At 62.8% G+C, this 16,339-nt stretch carries 17 protein-coding genes and 1 pseudogene; 9 read left to right on the forward strand and 9 right to left on the reverse strand.

The features are described from left to right. Nucleotides 1–6 precede the first annotated feature (6 nt). From QN397_RS18915 to QN397_RS18940, 6 genes and pseudogenes are all read left to right on the forward strand, one after another. Entirely contained in the window at nucleotides 7–720 is a 714-nt protein-coding gene (locus tag QN397_RS18915; RefSeq protein ID WP_323496914.1) for a glutaredoxin family protein, read from the forward strand. Between the two features lie 31 nt (nucleotides 721–751). Then, the gene (gene cyoA, locus QN397_RS18920) at nucleotides 752–1,534 is read left to right on the forward strand and encodes a ubiquinol oxidase subunit II (protein WP_323501644.1); all 783 of its coding nucleotides are present in this window, start codon (nucleotides 752–754) and stop codon (nucleotides 1,532–1,534) included. 9 nt (nucleotides 1,535–1,543) lie between these two features. Further along, on the forward strand, nucleotides 1,544–3,535 hold the full coding sequence (cyoB, locus tag QN397_RS18925; protein WP_323496916.1) for a cytochrome o ubiquinol oxidase subunit I: 1,992 nt from the start codon (nucleotides 1,544–1,546) through the stop codon (nucleotides 3,533–3,535). Further along, the gene (locus QN397_RS18930; protein ID WP_323496917.1) at nucleotides 3,532–4,167 is read left to right on the forward strand and encodes a cytochrome c oxidase subunit 3; all 636 of its coding nucleotides are present in this window, start codon (nucleotides 3,532–3,534) and stop codon (nucleotides 4,165–4,167) included. The genes cyoB and QN397_RS18930 overlap by 4 nt, the downstream gene beginning before the upstream one ends. Next, entirely contained in the window at nucleotides 4,164–4,514 is a 351-nt protein-coding gene (gene cyoD, locus QN397_RS18935) for a cytochrome o ubiquinol oxidase subunit IV (RefSeq protein ID WP_323496918.1), read from the forward strand. The genes QN397_RS18930 and cyoD overlap by 4 nt, the downstream gene beginning before the upstream one ends. A gap of 15 nt (nucleotides 4,515–4,529) precedes the next feature. Continuing rightward, nucleotides 4,530–5,139 (forward strand): annotated as a pseudogene (locus tag QN397_RS18940) (glutathione S-transferase family protein). 34 nt (nucleotides 5,140–5,173) lie between these two features. Here QN397_RS18940 and QN397_RS18945 read toward each other — a convergent pair. From QN397_RS18945 to QN397_RS18955, 3 genes are all read right to left on the reverse strand, one after another. Next, nucleotides 5,174–5,857 (reverse strand): chemotaxis protein CheB, encoded by a 684-nt coding sequence (locus tag QN397_RS18945; RefSeq protein ID WP_323496920.1) that lies wholly within the window; start codon nucleotides 5,855–5,857, stop codon nucleotides 5,174–5,176. A gap of 2 nt (nucleotides 5,858–5,859) precedes the next feature. Next, nucleotides 5,860–6,468 carry a response regulator transcription factor gene (locus QN397_RS18950; RefSeq protein ID WP_323501645.1) on the reverse strand — a complete coding sequence of 203 codons (609 nt, stop codon included), beginning with the start codon at nucleotides 6,466–6,468 and terminating at the stop codon, nucleotides 5,860–5,862. Between the two features lie 246 nt (nucleotides 6,469–6,714). Next, entirely contained in the window at nucleotides 6,715–7,326 is a 612-nt protein-coding gene (locus QN397_RS18955; RefSeq protein ID WP_323496922.1) for an RNA polymerase sigma factor, read from the reverse strand. Nucleotides 7,327–7,732: 406 nt separating this feature from the next. On the opposite strand from QN397_RS18955, the gene QN397_RS18960 reads away from it, so the two are divergent. Together QN397_RS18960 and QN397_RS18965 are read left to right on the forward strand one after the other, a co-directional pair. Beyond that, nucleotides 7,733–7,885 (forward strand): hypothetical protein, encoded by a 153-nt coding sequence (locus QN397_RS18960; protein WP_323496923.1) that lies wholly within the window; start codon nucleotides 7,733–7,735, stop codon nucleotides 7,883–7,885. 230 nt (nucleotides 7,886–8,115) lie between these two features. After that, the gene (locus QN397_RS18965) at nucleotides 8,116–8,529 is read left to right on the forward strand and encodes a fasciclin domain-containing protein (RefSeq protein WP_187052351.1); all 414 of its coding nucleotides are present in this window, start codon (nucleotides 8,116–8,118) and stop codon (nucleotides 8,527–8,529) included. A 127-nt stretch (nucleotides 8,530–8,656) separates the two neighbouring features. Here the strand turns inward: QN397_RS18965 and QN397_RS18970 are convergent, their stop codons facing one another. The 6 genes from QN397_RS18970 to QN397_RS18995 all read right to left on the reverse strand — a co-directional run bounded on the left by QN397_RS18970 (nucleotide 8,657) and on the right by QN397_RS18995 (nucleotide 15,072). Beyond that, nucleotides 8,657–9,637, reverse strand: a complete 981-nt coding sequence (locus QN397_RS18970) for a MerR family transcriptional regulator (RefSeq protein ID WP_323496924.1) — start codon at nucleotides 9,635–9,637, stop codon at nucleotides 8,657–8,659. Between the two features lie 75 nt (nucleotides 9,638–9,712). Continuing rightward, nucleotides 9,713–10,600, reverse strand: coding sequence for a Brp/Blh family beta-carotene 15,15'-dioxygenase (locus tag QN397_RS18975; protein WP_323496925.1), 888 nt, complete (start codon nucleotides 10,598–10,600; stop codon nucleotides 9,713–9,715). A 4-nt stretch (nucleotides 10,601–10,604) separates the two neighbouring features. Further along, nucleotides 10,605–11,765: a lycopene cyclase family protein gene (locus tag QN397_RS18980; protein ID WP_323496926.1), complete on the reverse strand. Its 1,161-nt coding sequence runs from the start codon at nucleotides 11,763–11,765 to the stop codon at nucleotides 10,605–10,607. Further along, nucleotides 11,755–12,714, reverse strand: a complete 960-nt coding sequence (locus tag QN397_RS18985) for a phytoene/squalene synthase family protein (protein WP_323496927.1) — start codon at nucleotides 12,712–12,714, stop codon at nucleotides 11,755–11,757. The genes QN397_RS18980 and QN397_RS18985 overlap by 11 nt, the downstream gene beginning before the upstream one ends. 14 nt (nucleotides 12,715–12,728) lie before the next feature. Beyond that, the gene (gene crtI, locus QN397_RS18990) at nucleotides 12,729–14,315 is read right to left on the reverse strand and encodes a phytoene desaturase family protein (protein WP_323496928.1); all 1,587 of its coding nucleotides are present in this window, start codon (nucleotides 14,313–14,315) and stop codon (nucleotides 12,729–12,731) included. Between the two features lie 4 nt (nucleotides 14,316–14,319). Next, nucleotides 14,320–15,072 carry a bacteriorhodopsin-like gene (locus tag QN397_RS18995; RefSeq protein ID WP_323496929.1) on the reverse strand — a complete coding sequence of 251 codons (753 nt, stop codon included), beginning with the start codon at nucleotides 15,070–15,072 and terminating at the stop codon, nucleotides 14,320–14,322. A 299-nt stretch (nucleotides 15,073–15,371) separates the two neighbouring features. On the opposite strand from QN397_RS18995, the gene QN397_RS19000 reads away from it, so the two are divergent. Beyond that, on the forward strand, nucleotides 15,372–16,238 hold the full coding sequence (locus tag QN397_RS19000; RefSeq protein WP_323496930.1) for a TorF family putative porin: 867 nt from the start codon (nucleotides 15,372–15,374) through the stop codon (nucleotides 16,236–16,238). Nucleotides 16,239–16,339 lie beyond the last annotated feature (101 nt).

Here is a 16,339-nt window from a genome sequence, read left to right on the forward strand (position 1 = left end):
TATCGCATGGTCATGCCGGAGCACGTCTGCCCCTACGGTCTCAAAGCGCGGCATCTTCTGCTCAGCAAAGGCTATGCGGTGGACGATCGATGGCTCGAGACGCGGGAAGCGACCGATGCTTTCAAAGCGTCTCACCAGGTTGAAACGACGCCCCAGACTTTCATTGGCGATGAGCGAGTCGGCACGTACGACGACCTGAGACGTTTCTTCGGCAAACGGTTAAGTGACCCGAACGTCGCTTCCTATCGCCCCGTCATCGCAGTCTTCCTCTGCGCGTTGTTGATGGCAATCGCCGCGCTGGTCGCATTGCGGGAAGCGACTCCTGTCTGGCAGGCCATCCGATGGTTCGTGGCGTTCAGCATGTGCATCCTCGCGCTTTTGAAGCTTCAGGACGTCGAGAGCTTCTCGACGATGTTTCTCAACTATGACCTGCTGGCGCGACGATGGGTGCCGTACGCCTACATCTATCCATTTGCCGAGTTCCTTGCCGGGGTGTTGATGATCTCCGGCCGGTTGTCGGTCGTCGCGATTCCCGTGGCACTTTTCATCGGCAGCATTGGCGCCGTGTCCGTCATCAAGGCGGTGTACGTCGACCGCCGCGAACTCAAGTGCGCATGCGTGGGAGGCAGCAGCAATGTTCCGCTTGGCTTCGTGTCGCTGACGGAAAACCTGATGATGGTGACCATGGCGGTGTGGATGGCGGTCGAGCGTGTCATTTAGCTGGCCGGGGCCGGGTTGGCTCTCGGCGGGCGTGCTGGACCCGAAAGGCCCGGTCGCGTCGGCGGAACACTTGATCCTGCTCAATGCCACGGTGATCATGCTGGCGGTGATCGTGCCGGTCGCCCTGCTGACGCTCGGATTCGCTTGGTGGTTCCGTAAGGGCAATCCCCGCGCCACGCGTCGTCCCAACTGGTCGTATTCTGGCCCGCTCGAGGTGGTTGTGTGGTCCATCCCCTTGCTGGTCATTCTGTTTCTGGGCGGTATTGCCTGGCTCGGCTCGCATGATCTCGATCCGCGCAAGCCACTGGCATCGGAACAGGCCCCGCTGGACATCCAGGTGGTGTCGCTGGACTGGAAATGGCTTTTCCTCTACCCGGAGGGCGGGGTCGCGACCGTCAACCACCTGGTCGTGCCTACAGGTCGGCCGCTGCGCCTACACCTTACGTCGGCCAGCGTCATGAACAGCTTCTTCGTGCCGCAGTTGGGCAGCCAGATTTACACCATGGCGGGCATGGCCACGCAGCTTCATTTGCAGGCAGATCAGGCGGGCACGTTCCCCGGCTTGTCGGCCCAGTTCAGCGGTGAAGGGTTTTCCGACATGCGCTTCATGGTCGATGCGGTGCCACCGCAGGATTTCGCGGCGTGGCTCGCCAAGGCGAAGTCCGGTCCGGAGGTGCTCGATGCCGACGCCTACCTCGCGCTGGCTAAACCCGGCACGAGCGCTGCAACGGCTTACCGCCTGAACGAGCCCAACCTGTTTGACGCCATCGTGCGCGGCGACGGCCAGCCGAAGACGTCCACGCACCTTCACTGAGAGAACCGCATGCTCGGCAAACTGAGTTGGTCTTCCTTGCCCCTGGGCCAACCCATTCCACTGATGGCAGCTGCCCTGGTCGGACTGGTGATCCTGGGCCTGCTGGCCCTGGTCACATGGAAGGGATGGTGGCCGGTTCTGTGGAAGGACTGGATCACCAGCGTCGACCACAAGCGCGTCGGTGTCATGTACATCCTGCTTGCCCTGGTCATGCTGATGCGCGGCTTCGTGGACGCGCTCATGATGCGCTCGCAGCTGGCACTCGCGGCCGGCGGCGCGCAGGGCTATCTGCCACCCGAGCACTACAACCAGATCTTCTCCGCCCACGGCACGATCATGATCTTCTTCGTCGCCATGACCTTCATGGTCGGCCTGATGAATTTCGTGGTGCCGTTGCAGATCGGGGCGCGCGATGTCGCGTTTCCCGTGATGAACTCGGTCAGCTTCTGGCTGACGGCGGCAGGGGTACTGCTCATCAACCTGTCGCTGGTCGTGGGCGAGTTCGCCCGCACCGGCTGGCTTGCCTACCCACCACTTTCGGAGCTGGCCTATTCGCCGGATGTCGGCGTCGACTACTACCTCTGGGCGCTGCAGATATCGGGGGTCGGTACGCTGCTTTCCGGCATCAACCTCACCACCACCATCTTGAAGATGCGGACCTACGGCATGAGCTATTCGCGCATGCCGATCTTCTGCTGGACCGCGTTGGCCTCGAACCTGCTCATCATCGCGGCCTTTCCGATCCTCACGGCCACCTTCGCGATGCTGCTGCTGGACCGCTACCTGGGCTTTCACTTCTTCACGAACGACCTTGGCGGCAACGCGATGATGTACGTCAACCTCATATGGGCCTGGGGCCACCCGGAGGTCTACATCCTCATCCTGCCGGCGTTCGGCGTGTTCTCGGAGGTGATCTCGACGTTCTCCGGCAAGCCCGTGTTCGGCTACCGCTCGATGGCGATCGCCACGATGGCGATCTGCATGCTGTCCTTCATGGTCTGGTTGCACCATTTCTTCACCATGGGCGCCGGCGCGGACGTGAACGGTTTCTTCGGCGTCATGACCATGATCATCGCGGTGCCGACCGGCGTGAAGGTGTTCAACTGGCTCTTCACGCTTTACGGCGGCGAAGTCCGCTTCAGCGTCCCGATGTTGTGGGCACTCGGGTTCATGGTCACCTTCGTGATCGGCGGCATGACGGGCGTATTGCTGGCCATTCCGCCGGTGGACTTCGTGGTGCACAACAGCCTCTTCCTGGTGGCGCACTTTCACAACGTGATCATCGGCGGCGTGCTCTTCGGCGGCTTCGCCGGCTACACGTACTGGTTTCCCAAGGCGTTCGGCTTCACGCTGGACGAGCGCTGGGGCAAGGTGATCTTCTGGTGCTGGCTGGTCGGCTTCTACCTGGCCTTCATGCCGCTTTACCTGCTCGGACTGATGGGTGCGACACGCCGCATGCAACACTACGCCGATTCGTCCTGGCAACCCCTCATGCTCGTGGCCATGGCGGGCGCCGCCGTCATCCTCGTCGGCATCGCGTGCACGATCGTGCAACTCGTCGTCAGTATTCGCAGCCGCTATGAGCGCATCGATACGACAGGTGATCCGTGGAACGGTCGCGGACTGGAGTGGTCGATGCCGTCGCCGCCGCCCGCCTGGAATTTCGACACGCTCGTTCAGGTGCGCGGGCGCGATGCCTTCTGGGACATGAAGCATGGAAGCAAGCCGGAAACCGAGGACGCTTCTTCTTCATCGGCACCGGTCGCACCCCCGGCCCCACGGCCGAGGGTTTCCTCAGACATCGTGCTGCCCGCCCCGAGCGCCCTGGGTTTCTTTCTCGCCTTCTTCGCCGTCGTGCTCGGGTTCAGCATGGTGTGGCACATCTGGTGGCTCGCGGTAGTTGGCTCGATCGGTATCGTGGCGGCACTGCTCTGGCATTCATGGCGGCCGACACCTGAGATCCATGTGCCGGCGCGAACGCTGGAGGCGAGCGCCGCATGAGCACGATGACCGCTCACGCCGGCACACGCGACCTCTCCGACGAAGAGGTGCCCGCGTCCGAGCGCGGTCCTGCGTCGACGCGGGTGGTGGTGACCTACGGCTTCTGGCTCTTTTTGTTGAGCGACATCGTGATGTTCGCGGCCTTCTTCGCGAGCTATTCGGTGTTGCATGGCCATACGGCCGGAGGTCCTTCGGGCCATGAGCTCTTCCACCGCGACAAGGTGCTGATCGAAACAGCTTGCTTGCTGTTTTCTAGCTTCTCTTGCGCGCTGCTTTCCCTTTCGGTGGAACGGCAAAACAAGTTCGCCACCTTCGCCTCCGGACTGGTGACCCTGGCGCTGGGCGCGACTTTCGTGGCGCTGGAAGCGTCCGAATTCACGGCCATGCTTGCGAGCGGCGCAGGCCCCGGCCACAGCGCGTTTCTCTCCGCCTTCTTCGCGCTGGTTGGCCTTCATGGCCTGCATGTGAGCGTCGGGATTTTCTGGCTGATCGTGATGTTGGCGCAAATCGCCACGCTCGGTTTTGCGCCGGAGGTCGTGCGGCGCATGCTGTGCTTCAGCCTGTTCTGGCACGCGCTCGACATTGTCTGGATCGGCGTGTTCACCATCGTCTATTTGGGAGCATTCAAATGAACGAAGCGAGTGACAAGAAGCCCGCCTCGGACGGCGCGCCTGGCGACGGCAGCGATCTGCGCACCAGCCTCTGGAAATACGCGGCTGGCCTGGGGCTTTCGGTGGTGTTGACACTGGTCTCGTTCTGGGTGTCCGGCAGCGACGCCGTGTGGTCGCAAGGCATCCCTGTGTTGCTCGCTGCGCTGGCGATCGGTCAGATGGGAATCCATCTGGTGTTCTTCCTGCACGTGTCCAGCGGACCCGAGGGCACCAACAACATTCTTGCGCTGGCCTTCGGTGTGTTCGTGGTGGCGCTGGTGGTGTTCGGCTCGATGATCATCATGGCCAATCTCGATGCGAACATGTGATGGGTACGACGCCGATTGAAAGAAACAGCGGCAGATGCCCGCATCCTGCTGGCAGAAAAAAGGGCTCGCCCACGAGACGGTGCAGGTCGACCTGCGCACCAACGAACAACTGGGCGAGGCCTACCGCCTGATCAATCCCCTGTGCACCGTGCCGGCGCTGCGAAGCGAGGAAGGATTGCTCCTGACCGACAACGCTGCGATAGCGGCGTATATCGATGCGCGGTACCCGGAGCCATCGCTTTTGGGCGTGACGCCGGCCGAACGCGCCGAGGTCGCCAGCTGGAACTCGCGCATTGAATTCGACGGGTTGATGGCCATTGCCGATGCGCTACGCAACAGCGCCCCGTCGCTGGTCAACCGCGCCTTGCCGGGGCCCGTAGACCATGCACAGATTCCCGAACTCGCACAGCGCGGCTTGGCCAGAGTGCAGCAGTTCTTCGTGACTTTGAATGAGCGTCTGGCCGACCGGCATTTCGTTGCGACGGAGCGCTTTAGCTTGGCCGACATCACCGCCGTGGTGGCGGTCGACTTTGCGCGCGTGGTGAAAGTCAAGCCGATCGAGCAGCATTCCCACCTGTTGCGCTGGCGTGCCGCAATGGCCGAGCGGCCCTCGATGTCGCTCTAGGGTGACGCTTATATGGGCGCCTCCCTAAAGCTTCCTAGTTCTGCGAGCGCTCGCCCTTCAAGAACAATCCTTTAGATGGCTTCTCACCGGCTGCCAAGCTGATTAGGAGTGGCGCCATGTCATCAAGCGAACTAGAGTAATCGGGGTGGTCACCGCGAATCGCATTTGAAGGCATGCTGGGGTCGACCGCTTCTTCCGGGTTTTCGACCACGCCAACTCCCCCGGCGGCCTCTATGACCGAGAGCCCCGCCGTGCCGTCGTGAGAAGCCCCGCTGAGCACGACGCCAACCACTCGGTAACCGTATGCGGCAGCCGCCGACTCAAAAAGAACATTCACTGAGGGGCCGCCGCTGGCGTAGGCGCTTGAACGCTCAAGGTCAACAATTCCTGCTTGCCCAACTCGCATGTCGTAATTCGGTGGCGCTATCAGGACTTGACCGCGCCGAATCAACGCGTTGTTACTTGCAAAACTGACCTTCAGCCGTGAGTAAGTACGCAGAATTTGCAGCACGACCGCTGTTGGCTGAGAACCGATGTCCAAAGCGATTAACACCGCCGCGTCAAACGATGGTGGTATTCCAATAAGCAACTTGGAAAGTGCGCTCAGTCCACCCATCGCAGCACCGATCACGACGATGTCTCTTCGTCCACCAAGCAAAGCGTGCTCTCCACTCGCGGCGGTGGCCCACCTTGAAGCAAGAGTTGTCGCGGTGTCCATTGTCATACGCTTGCGTTCGCGGTGGTACCCGAACGTACACGGAGTGGTTGATCGCCTTCTGCATAGAGCGCAACGTCGGGGCTCTTTGAAAGCAATGTCTTCAACGCTGCCGTGAGTTTCTGCGAGCCTGTGGCTTTGCTGATGTATAGGTCTGCACCGGCCGCGATACATTTGTCTTCCATCTCTGAAGCAGGGGACGCCGAGTAGACCGCCAACGGCGTGTAGGGGTAAAGCCGTCTGATGTGAAGCACCCCAGAATAGCCAGACGCATCCGGCAGATTGAGATCCAGGATGATTGCCAAGGGAGGCGCCAGCGAGCTCATGCTGGGGGGTACTTCGGCAAGACTTCCAAATTCAGAAATACGGGCATCTGCGCGGAGTCGTCGAAGTACGGAAGCAATAGCGTCGCGCATGATCGGGTGGTCGTCGATGACATAGATCGAGGTGCTTCTGCCTGCGCTGTCGACTTGATCGGAAACTGGATTCATCCCGATCGTCCATTCCGCCCCCGTTGCAGTCTTAATCGCATCGCATGCAATACGCGTTTGTGTGGGAGGCGCAGACCTCTCCATTTGGTTGTCGAGGTCCTGGCGAAGCAGGTCTGAGATCACGGGAAGCATTCCGGCGCGTAGACGGTCTTCTGCCACGTATACGGCGGCTGCAAGTAAATGTTTATCTAGGGGGTGGCCACCCAGATGGGCATGCACTAGGGCTTGAGCTACGGTCCGAGATAGGGTCATAAGAGCGTCCTCGTGGAAAGGAGAACTTCAACCTTATCGACGAACACATTGTTTTACTGTGCGATGGCCCACATAGGATCACGTCGTTGACTTGCGCCCTTCGTTGCAGCCGATCGGTCAGGGTGCCGGGCTTGCCTGAACGATCATGGCATTGCGCAAGTTGCTCAAGCCGCGGCGCGCACACGTCTTGACTGTGCCGATCGGCATACCCGTGCACGATGCGACCTCGCTGTGCGTCATGTCGCTCAGAAAAGCAAGTCTGAGCACGTTGCGCTGCGTGGCCTTGAGTTGACCGACATGACGGCACAATAATTCGCACTGTCTTTTGGCGTCCAGCGCGCTTCCAGGATCTGGCTGATCAGACGGCAGAGTTTCTTCATCACGCTCTTCAAAGGAAACCGTCAGACTTTCTCTGCTGGTCACCAGCCGACGCAGGCTCTCGATTGCTCGGCTGCGCGTGATCACCGTCATCCATGCCATCGCGACGCCACGCTCGGCCACGAAGTCCGGAGCCAGCCTCCAAATCGTCACATACGCCTCCTGAAGAACGTCCTCCGCAATCTCCTTTCTGCGAACAACTTTGAGCGCGCAATAGTAGAGAGAAATGCGCGAAAGGTCGTAGAGGTCGCGAAAAGCTTGCGAGTCTCCCGCCGCGATCTGATGAACAAGATTTTCGAGATGTGTGTCTCCGTCTGCTGAAGGATTCCCTACTGTGCGCGATGATTTCATGTGCGCACAAGTTCCCAGAAATCAAAGCCGTTGGTGGTAAGACAAAAGCTTGCGTTGTCGTGCGGTTGGAAAACTAACGCGCGGGGCCAACGGCGTGCCCGTCGCATTCAATAAGGCTTGGTAGGGCATCCCTCACAGTGTCTGAGCGCCCTGGAGCACACGTGCGCGTCGAGTTGCGGCATGTAGTTGCTCCTCCAACACACTTCAAAGGTTTGCTATGTCAAAGTTCTCAACGATTCTCATCTCCGCATGTTTGGCTCTCGGCTCGGTTTCGGCATCGGCTCAGGGTGCAGGTGGCGGTGGCGGTGGGGGTTTGAACGGCGGTTCGGCAACGAGCAGCGGCTCTAGCGATGGGGGTACCTCGGGGGGTAGCACGTCCAACAGTCAATCCATGAGGAAAGGCAGCATGGGCAAGGACCCGATGAGCAACGACAAGATGTCCAACGGCACGATGGACAAGAACAAGATGTCGCCGAAGAAGATGGGCAAGAATCCGATGGCTACCGGCTCAATGCCGGCCGACTCCACGGGTGGAAAACGCACTCCTGATCCGAAGTAAACCAGCTCCTTCAAAAGAGTCGATCCGGACGGCGTGCGAGCCGGTGAAACTCCAACACACAATGCAATGGCCTTGCATGACTGCGTGCACGCGCAGTCGAATTAGATTCGTGCCAGCGAATGTGGGACCGGCATCAACTCCAACGGTTGTGGCCAAGTCCTTTAAACGCACTTTCTGTGCACCGGTGTCGCAACGACCCGGCTTCGCTGACAAACGATTGGAAATTTCTTATGCATGACATCATCGACACGGCCGTTGCCGCAGGCAGCTTCAAGACTCTCGCAGCCGCTCTCACTGCCGCAGACCTGGTGGCCACTCTCAAGGGCCCGGGCCCGTTCACGGTGTTCGCCCCGACGGACGAAGCCTTTGCAAAGCTGCCCGCCGGTACGGTCGACAGCCTGCTCAAGGACATCCCGAAGCTCAAAGCCATCCTGACGTACCACGTGGTGGCAGGCAAGGTCTTGGCTGCCGACGTCATGACGATGGACGGCAAGTCGGCGACCACGGTCAACGGCGCGGCACTGAAAATCAGCACCACCGGCGGCGTGAAGCTGAACGGCGAAGTCAACGTCGTGAAGACTGACATCGAGTGCACCAATGGCGTGATCCACGTCATCGACTCGGTCTTGCTGCCTTCGGCCTGAGTGTCCAAGACTCAATAGAATCCGTACGGGTTCTAATAGATACAGCCCGCAGGCCACCGTCTGCGGGCTTATTTATTGGCTCCACCATGAGTGACGTGCTGCCATGACACTCACGGAGCCTCTACGCTTACGGCGTTGGTGTGCCCTCATGCGCCATGAGCCGCATCAGCGCTTCTTCCAGAATTGCACGGCAGTGTCCGCTGGCGCGATACAGCATTGCGTGGGCCGATTCGTCGGCGCCGTTGCTGCTCTCGCAGTCCAGGCTGTAGCGTTCGAAGGCATTGAGTCGCACCAACAGGTCGGCGACGTGGTTCGGGCACTCGCATTGCACTCTGGACGGCACCTGTGCCAGCTCGTCGAGCACCGCATCGTCGTAGCGTCGTGGCGCCGCCGGATGCACCAGCAGTTCCGAGAAAGTGTCGGGCGCGGAGGGCGCGATCGACAGTCCAAGCAAACAGATGCGTGCGAGCTGCGCCGGGTCGGCCGGTGCTGCCAGCGCGATGACGTTGGCGTCGTCGAGTCGTGCCAGGCTCCGCCGATTGCCGAAGCCGTAGACCACGATGACGACGCGCGCACGAGTCGTTTCCTGCAACTGCCGTACGGCTGCAGGCAGGGAAGGGGCGAGTACGGATGCCTCGATGATCACGGCATCGACCGGGCCGTCGATCACGCCGGTCGATGGGCCGCCGGCGTCGGTCAGCGAAGACAGGACGCCCTGCAGTCGCACGTCGGTGCGATCGCCCCACGCCGTGGCGAGCCGGGCACCCAGCGTTGTGCCGCACACGACGACCCGACAGCCACGTTGCGTTGTCTGCGCCGCTCCCACTGGATTAAATTTGAAACGGGCCTTGATCTGCCGGTCGGTCAGCGACGACACGGTGCCGATCGCATGGCCCGCGTCGACCGCGGCCTTGATCAGCGACAGGCGCTCGATGTCGGCGCGCCGATAGAGGCGCACGTTGGTGGCGCTGCGCGTCGGTTGCACGACCGCATGACGTGACTCCCACACACGGATCGTCTGGACCGGAATGCCGGTGAGGTTCGAGACGGTGGCGATCCGGTAGACACCGTCGAGGGGCGAATTGGCGTTGGTTGAGATGTCTTTCATGAAGGCTGGAATGGTGAGGGCGAGACAGCGGGGACGTTGGCAACGGGGTGGGTGAGAGTAAGGGCGCGCTGCGTTCTATTGTCCGGGCGGCGCTGGCCGCGATGCTCGGCGGACCCTTTCCAGCAGCGCCATGTGCGGCAGCGTCAACGCCGCCAGACCGACGAAGCCGAGTTGCAGCACCCATGTTTCCAGTGGCATGTCACCGGCCAGCAGGCCGGCTCCCACGGCGGCGATAAACACTGCGACGGTAGGCCAAAGCGCCATCGCCAGCGCACGGCGGGCATCGGCCGCCTGCCGGCTGGGTAAGGTGCGCAGGATATGGCGCGGGCTGTGCATGGCGCAGAAATAAACCGCGAACGCGACCAGCGGGGGCGCCGCCGTCGACACTGCGGCCAACGCCGCCAGTTCGGCCGCGGCAAGCGGCGATCTCCTGGCCTCCAGCAAGCAAGCGAGCACGGTCGCGCACAACCAGGGCGTCGCGAGCAGGCGCAACGCCGGCATGACGAAGGCCGCGCTGGCCGGACCGGCCACCAGGCCCAGCAGCCGCTGCAACTCCGCGCCATGGCACAAGGCCGGCAGGACGATCACCGCGCCGCCATACAAGGCGCGCGTCGGCCATGCCACGCCCGCCTCTGGATCGGCGCCGAAGTGCAGCGCGGAGAAGCCGAGAAAGGCAGACAAAAAAACCGTCGGCGCCACCCACCAGAGACCGACGACCAGTGCGGCCAGGCCAACGTAGCGTAGCGAGAACACCGTCCACGCCCTGATGCCTGTCAGTTCCAGCAAGCGACGCGCGACCACCACGTCCAGGGAGCCGTGCGGCACGCCGAGCAACAACACCAATGCGCCGACGGCGATCAGCTCGTGCCCCGGTTCCGCTTTGAAGCCGGCCAGCAACGCCAGCAAAAGCACCAGCGAGACCGCGCAAAAAATACGACCTTGCAGCCGCAAGCCGAAGGTCATCGCGTCAGGCCTCGGCCAGGTCGCGCCGCGCCGAACGCAGCAGCTGGCGCAGGAACAGCCCCGCGGGCAACGAAGCGACGACGGCGGCACGGTCGAGCAAGGTCCCGCGATCGCCCAGGAAGCGGACGATGCGACGCATGTCGGTGCCACCGAACAGCCGCACGAACAGCTCGGGTCCCCGCTCGGGCTGGCTTCGCAGCACGTCCAGGAAAAGCCGGTCCATGATTCGGGTGAGCAACGGGTCGGGCTGGTGTCCGCGCGGCGTCTCGCCGTGACGGAGCGACTCGCCGCAGGCATCGGCCCAGCGCTGGATGCGCTGAAAAGCGTAGCCCGTGGCCGGCCGGGCCGCGCCGCTCATCAGACCAGCGCGCAAGTGGCCCCGGCCCAGCGCGCCCGGGTCGTGTGCCATCCCCATCGGCAGCATGCCGGCTTCGCTGCGCACCACCCGGATCGGCGCATCGCCGCAAAGCCGTCGCACGGCGCGCCGGTGGTGCCGGGCCAGGTCGGACGGGCTGCGCGGGTGGGGGTCGAACAGCGTGGTTTCGACCAGTGCCCGGTCCGGTGCCAACGGCAACACATAGGTGAACGCGACCGCTCCCTGCACCGCGTCCGTAAAGTCCATCAGTTCCACGCAAGCAGCGTCGAACACCGGCCGCTCGCACACCAGCTCCTGCCCAAAAAACGACTGCCAGAGTGTCGAATCGCCGTGCCGGGGCACGCTTGGCGGGCGCGTGTCGATCACCTGTGCGGCCGTGAGCGCACCGGCCGAAGTCTCGACGCGCCACCCGTGCGCCACCGCCACGGGTGAACCGATCACCGACACCCCCAGCGACAGACGCACCATATCGCTGTTCGCGAGCACGTGGCGTGCGTGCGTGTAGAAGGTGCCGGCTTCGAGAAGTTGATAGGGCGTCTGCGGGCAGTCGGCAACCACCGTGCGCGAGGCCGAGCGCACGGCGATGCGCGACCAGCTCTGCGTCACCAGGGGTTCGAAGCGATGCGGCCCGAGCCGCCAGAAGCACCAGCTGCGGTCGTTGGCATAGTCCGGCCGCGCCTCGATCACTGCCACGCGCCGGCAGCGACCGGGGGCTTCTGCCAGCCGCAGCGCCAGGCTCAGGCCCGCGCAGCCGCCACCGAGGATCAGCAGGTCGAGATCAGTCTGCAACACCCGCCCTCGCGAGCCAGGCCGAGCCGGGGTGGGGCGGCAGGGCGCCGTACGGCCGCGCGCTCGACGTCGGCGTTGGCGTTGGCGTCTGCCCGCCGCCCCAGCGTGCGCCGAGCGTCCCGGCCAGAGCACCTAGCGTGATCGCCACCTTGCCGCCGTTGCCGACCATCGCCCGTGACGACCAGCAATCGTATTCCCGCTCCCGCAGGACCAGGCCGATGCCGCGATAGACCCGTGCTGCCACCAGGATCCCGGTGCGCGCGCCGGCGGGCAGAAAGCGCAACCCCAACTCTCCACTGGCGTAGAAGCGGTCGGCCAGATCCAGCAGCGTGCAAAGTGCGTGGGTGGCTGTCGCGCGCACCGCGACGCTGGGATCGACCAAGGCGGCCGGCGTGAGCTCGCCCACCAGCGTCGCTGGCAGGTAGCGCCTTCCGAGCAGCGCATCGTCGCGAACATCGCGGCAGATGTTCGTGAGTTGCATGGCGATGCCGAGGTCGATGGCATGCGGCAACGCCTCGGGCGCGGTCACATCGAGTGCCGCCGTCATCATCAGGCCGACGGTGCCGGCAACGCGGTAGCAATAGCGCAGCAGTTCGTCCATGTCGGCGAAGCGCACGTCACCGAGGTCGCTCCTGACACCACGGATCAACTCGAGCGGGATCGACGCATCGATGTGACAGGAATCCATCAGCTGCAGCATGTCTCGCACTTCGGCGTCGTCGGACCGGCCGGTGTCCAGCGCCCGGCGGACGGTGTCCAGTGCGGCATGGGCTGCGGCCGGTGAGGCAGCGTCGTCGGCCAGATCGTCGATGCGGCGGCAAAAGCCGTAGAGCCGGGTGGCGCGCTCGGCATGTCGGGCGCCGAGCAGGCGACGGGCCCAGTGAAAGCTGCGTCCATGCCGTGCCAGCAACTGGTCGGCAGCGGCGTAGGCGGCGTCGGGGGAGTTCATGACATCGTGTCTTTTCATGCGCCGTGAGGCTCTTGCCGCACCACCATCTCGGCAGCCGGGACCATTGAATCGACGACCTTCGCCGAGCAAAGCACACCTGGCAGACCGGCACCCGGATGCGTGCCGGCCCCGACCAGGTAAAGGTTGCGGATGCCCTCGGCCCGGTTGTGGAAACGGAACCAGGCCGATTGCCGGAACAGCGGCGCGACCGAGAAGCCGGCCCCGTGCACGCTCAGGTAGTCGTGGCTGAAGTCGCGTGGCGTCATGCTGAACTCGGCGGTGATGGTGGCTGCCAGGCCCGGCAGGATGGTTCGGTCCAGCGCTGCGACGATCCGGTCGCGCAGCTTGGGGCCTTCCAGGCTCCAGTCCAGGTCGGCCTGAAGGTTGGGCACCGGGCACAGCACATAGAAGCTCTCGCAGCCGTCCGGCGCGAAACTCGGGTCGGTGGCGGTGGGCCGGTGCAGATAGAGCGAGAAGTCGTCGCCGAGCGTCTTTTTGTTGAATATCTCGTCGAGCAGTTCGCGGTAGCGCTCACCGAGCCAAATGGTGTGGTGGGCTACGTCCGGATACGGCCGGCGCGTGCCGAAATAGAGCACGAACAGTCCCATCGAGTAGCTCGCCGCCGTCAGCTTCAGCCGCGACGACCATGCCTGCTTCGACTTGGGGATCATCGATGTGTACAGGTGCGCCGCATCGGCGTTGGAAACCACGAGATCCGCCGGAATGACACCGCCGCCCGCCAGCTCGACCGCGGTCGCTGCGCCGCCTTCGACCCGGATGCGTTGCACGGTGCTGCCCAGACGCACGGCAACGCCGTGGCGTTCCATCAGCCCGCCCAGCGCGCGCGTGATGGCGCCCGTTCCGCCCATAGCGAAGAACACGCCGTGGGCGCGTTCGAGGTAATGAATCAGCCCATAAATGCTGGTGGTGTCGAACGGATTGCCGCCGACCAGCAGGGGCTGGATCGAAAAGGCCTGGCGCAACTTATCGTTCTTGAGAAACGCTTTGACCAAGCCCCAGACGGTGCGATCGCAGCGCAGCCGGATCAGGCTGGGGATCAGTCGGAGCATGGTCCCCAGCTTGTCGAAAGGCTTCGCAGAAAGTTGGGTGAAGCCGATATCGAAGATGCGCCTGGAGTGTTCCAGCAGTCGCAAGTAGCCTTCGCGGTCTTCAGGTGAAATACGCCCAATCTCGGCCAGCGTTTCATCCAGCGTGCCGCCGTAGTCGAAGTGATCGCCGTCCGCAAATCGGAAGCGGTACCAGGGCGTCAGCGGCACCAGCTCGACGTGATCGGCCAGTCGCTCGCCGAACAACTCGAACAGCTCTTCGAAGAGAAACGGTGCGGTGATCACGGTCGGACCGGCGTCGTGCCGGAAACCGTCGCGCTCGAACACCCGAGCCCGACCGCCGAGTTGCTCGCCCCGGTCGATGAGCGTGACGCGGTAGCCCTTGGCCCGCAGACGCAAGGCAGCGGCGATGCCGCCGTAGCCTGCGCCCACCACCACGGCGTGAGGCACTTCAGCCACCCACCGCGGTGCCGATGCCCGTCGCACCGGCGGCTGATAGCCCCGAACGCGGGCCCACGAAAGCTCGGGGTTCAACGGCTTACCTCAGGGAGGCTTCGATCTCGGTCTTGCGCGAGGCGATCAGGAAGATCAACACGCCGAACACCGCCTTGGCCACCACGTCTGCCACGGTGTAGCCGACCTGCACCGCAATGGTCGCAGCGCTGCCGGTGAAACCGATCATGGGGAACACGAAGACGATCGGATAGAACAACCATGACACCACCGTCAACCAACGGGCCGCGCTGACCAAACCGCGGGCACCGGGGGGCTGCGAGGCAATCGAGTTCCGCAGGCCGACGAAGAGGTCGTACACGATGATGACGAAGGGGATCATCGCCAGTCCCCACCACAGCCAGCGGGTGCTCGGGTCTGCCGAAATTTCACCCGGGTAGCCGAGCAACACCATGAGGGCTGCGAGCAGTCCGAGCTTGGTGGCCTTGGCACGTGTTTCGGCACCCGACAGGCGCATCACCAGGATCAGTTCGATCAGCAGCAGCGGCACGGTCAACAGCCAGTCGACGTAGCGATAAGCATCGTTGAACTTGGCGCCGGTCGGTTTCATCACACCATCGGCCAGCGAGTAGGCGGCTTCCCAGCTGTTGAAGATCCGCAGGTAGTGGTAGAGCGCGACGAGCGTTACAAGCCCGGTCACGGTGAGTGCCGTTCGGTACGACGAAGCTACCTGGGATCGCGACAGGAAGAAGAACACAGTCGCCGCTCCCATCACCGCGATGGCGAAGGAAAACGCGTTGTAGACGAGGCTGAATTGCCCGGGAGAGATGGAGTCCATGAGGAGGAGTGCCTGATTGAGAAAGAGCAAGTATGCTATTCAATGAGTTGGTTTTGTATAAGCAATAGCTATACAAAACATCTTCGTCGACAAGGATTAGGCAATCGATACGTGCAGCCGGCACCTAGCTGATGCAGGGAATGCGATACACGCCGTGCGATCAGCGTCGTGCTGGCGTTCCAGGCTCCCGCGCATACAGGGCCATCGACAAGCTTTTTATAAAAGCGCCCGCATTTTTTACGCGGCTTTTACGGAGTCCTGCTTAGCCTGCTGCTGTCGTCAAACAACTGCACAGCTCAATGAAAAGTATCGTTATCAAAGCCGGTCTGACCGGTGTCTTTGCCACCGTGTCTTGCCTTTCCTTCGCGCAATCCGCGCCAGGCACTGTCGGTGATACAGCGGCCGCCGCTCTGGCGACGTCCCCCCTGACCGCCAACATCTCGCTGACCACGAACTACAAGTTCCGCGGCCAGGACCAGGACACCATCGGCCACAACGGCTTGTACAAGACGCGTGGCGTCAAGCCCGCAGTGCAGGGCGGCTTCGACTACGCCTTCGGCGAAAGCGGCTTCTACGTGGGCAACTGGAACTCCAGCGTCAACTGGCTCTCGGGCAACAGCATCGAGATGGACATCTACGGCGGCTACAAGACGAAGGTCGGCGTGTTCGACCTCGACTTCGGCGTGCTGACCTATGTGTACCCGGGCAACCACCTGGGCAACACCACGGAACTCTACGGCGCTGCCACCTACAGCGACGACGCCCTGGGCGCCTTCACCGCGAAGTACTCGCACACGGTGTCCAAGGACTACTTCGGCTTTGCCGGCGCGGCCAACGGCTCGGGCCTGAAGGGCCGCAACAGCGGCTACCTGAACCTGTCGTACGCCAAGGAAGTGATTCCGCACCTGACGTTGAAGGCTGCTGTCGGCTACACGCGTTTGAGCAGCGACATCCGCAAAAACACGGGCTACAAGAGCTATGTCGACTACAACGTCGGCGCGTCGTGGGACTTTGGCGGTGGCCTGTCGCTGGCCGGTGCGGTGGTCGGTGCCAACAAGAAAGACGCCTACCTGGCGGTCGTGGAACCGGGTTTTGGCCCGATCGGCGCGCAGACCCAGTCGATCAACAAGGCGCAGTTAATCGCCACGCTGACCAAGACGTTCTGACAGCGCAAGAGCAATCCTGAGGCCGAACGATGATCTGGAAGGCAGATGTCGCGTCGGCGTGCTTCTGGATCGCGGCGGTGATGAACCTCGCGGTAACGCCA

Origin of the sequence: Variovorax sp. RTB1 (assembly GCF_035018765.1) — a bacterium.
In the GTDB taxonomy this organism is placed as follows: domain Bacteria; phylum Pseudomonadota; class Gammaproteobacteria; order Burkholderiales; family Burkholderiaceae_C; genus Variovorax.

Bases quoted from the DNA above. Each gene is read 5' to 3' on its own strand.
- QN397_RS18915 (WP_323496914.1), top strand. From the start codon at position 7: ATGGTCATGCCGGAGCACGTCTGCCCCTACGGTCTCAAAGCGCGGCAT.
- cyoB (WP_323496916.1), top strand. From the start codon at position 1,544: ATGCTCGGCAAACTGAGTTGGTCTTCCTTGCCCCTGGGCCAACCCATT.
- QN397_RS18930 (WP_323496917.1), top strand. From the start codon at position 3,532: ATGAGCACGATGACCGCTCACGCCGGCACACGCGACCTCTCCGACGAA.
- cyoD (WP_323496918.1), top strand. From the start codon at position 4,164: ATGAACGAAGCGAGTGACAAGAAGCCCGCCTCGGACGGCGCGCCTGGC.
- QN397_RS18945 (WP_323496920.1), bottom strand. From the start codon at position 5,857: ATGGACACCGCGACAACTCTTGCTTCAAGGTGGGCCACCGCCGCGAGT.
- QN397_RS18955 (WP_323496922.1), bottom strand. From the start codon at position 7,326: ATGAAATCATCGCGCACAGTAGGGAATCCTTCAGCAGACGGAGACACA.
- QN397_RS18960 (WP_323496923.1), top strand. From the start codon at position 7,733: ATGGGCAAGGACCCGATGAGCAACGACAAGATGTCCAACGGCACGATG.
- QN397_RS18965 (WP_187052351.1), top strand. From the start codon at position 8,116: ATGCATGACATCATCGACACGGCCGTTGCCGCAGGCAGCTTCAAGACT.
- QN397_RS18970 (WP_323496924.1), bottom strand. From the start codon at position 9,637: ATGAAAGACATCTCAACCAACGCCAATTCGCCCCTCGACGGTGTCTAC.
- QN397_RS18975 (WP_323496925.1), bottom strand. From the start codon at position 10,600: ATGACCTTCGGCTTGCGGCTGCAAGGTCGTATTTTTTGCGCGGTCTCG.
- QN397_RS18985 (WP_323496927.1), bottom strand. From the start codon at position 12,714: ATGAACTCCCCCGACGCCGCCTACGCCGCTGCCGACCAGTTGCTGGCA.
- QN397_RS18995 (WP_323496929.1), bottom strand. From the start codon at position 15,072: ATGGACTCCATCTCTCCCGGGCAATTCAGCCTCGTCTACAACGCGTTT.
- QN397_RS19000 (WP_323496930.1), top strand. From the start codon at position 15,372: ATGAAAAGTATCGTTATCAAAGCCGGTCTGACCGGTGTCTTTGCCACC.